Origin of the sequence: Moorena sp. SIO4A1 (assembly GCF_010672065.1) — a bacterium.
Taxonomy (GTDB): Bacteria; Cyanobacteriota; Cyanobacteriia; order Cyanobacteriales; family Coleofasciculaceae; genus Moorena.
The window spans coordinates 1-1372 of the sequence record NZ_JAAHHX010000768.1 but is presented as its reverse complement, the minus strand read 5'-3'; the positions used below and the strand labels follow the sequence as shown (position 1 = coordinate 1372).

1 protein-coding gene is annotated in these 1372 nt (G+C 42.6%); it reads left to right on the top strand.

Translation table 11 applies throughout. From position 1 onward, the window contains the following. Positions 1-1340, top strand: a 1340-nt coding sequence (locus F6K53_RS42755) for an asparagine synthase C-terminal domain-containing protein (RefSeq protein ID WP_293086669.1), incomplete at its 5' end; no start/stop codon positions are given. Between the last annotated feature and the right edge of the window lie 32 nt (positions 1341-1372).

Here is a 1372-nt window from a genome sequence, read left to right as displayed (position 1 = left end):
CCTTGAGCCTAGTTAAGGGGGTAAAAAAGCTACAACCTGCTCATAGTTTAATCATTGAAGCCGGAAAAACACCGCAGCTACATCGCTACTGGCAACTCCAGCAAGTCGCAACATTGCAGAGTACGCCAGAAGCAGAAATCAGAGACAATCTTCGCTCGCGGTTTGAGTTGGCGGTAAAGCGTCGCTTAGATCGCAACAGTGATTTTTCTCCCGCAGCACTTCTGAGTGGTGGTTTAGACTCTACCCTGGTTGTGGGGATGATGAGCAAACTCTCAAAAGAACCAGTTCACACCTTTTCTACAGCCTTTGAAATTGGTTCCCTTGATGCTGAAATCTGGAACACAAATCCGAATCAGTGTAACTCTGATGCTGATGTTGCTAAAGCAGTGAGTGCCCATTTTGGTACCAAACATAGTCAGCTGATTATCTCTGGCAGACAAGATTTAATCGGTACACTGCGACGTTGTGTAAGAAGTTTTGGTGAGCCTCATAGTAATCAAATTAACGTCACCATGCTCTTGCTGGCTGAATGGCTTAAGGAGCAAGGAATTGCAGTAGTAATGACTGGGGATGGCAGTGATGCCATCTTTGGAGGTGAGCCGCGCCATCAATTAGATATGCAGATTAGCCTCTTGCAAAAATTACCTAGCTGGTTGCGCAACTTAGCCTATGCCAACAGAAACAAATGGCCAGTAAAAGATAACTTTAATCCTACAGCTTTTAGAAGAGTGGACTTAGCACCCTTAACTGTAGAAAGATTAAGTACTTGGTTTACCTACGGCAAGGGAGAATTTAATCAGCTCTTACAGGGAGAATACGCTACAGATACGGGAGTTATAGACTCGATCTATCAGGAACTATTAAAAAGTTTGCTCTCCAAAAATCACATTACTAGCAACCAAGATGCCCTGCTCTACATGGATTTGAAGTTGGATATTAAAGAATCAAATCGCATCAGGGCATATAAAACAAGTACGCCAGCAGGTTTGGAATCCCTGACTCCTTTTTTAGATTACCAATTTGTTGAATATGCTATGTCTATTCCCTTTGCCAGGAAAGTGGGCTGGCAAAAAGATAAGCAACTGCTGAGAGCGACTTTCTCAGATTTATTGCCAAAAGTAGTACAAAAGCGGAAAAAGTATGGTTGGCGATCGCCTTTTGGTTCTTGGCTCAAAGATTATCTCTGGGAAGATGTTGGCGCGTTAATTAAAACATTGCCAGAAACAGGTATTTTTAAACCGGAAGTTTGTAACTTGATAAAAGACTACCAACCTGGTAATAGCCGCCAAATTTGGTCACTGCTAACTTTTGCTATCTGGCGCCAAGAATTTATCCAATAACCCACCTTAGCTTGATTCGCAAGAATCAAGCA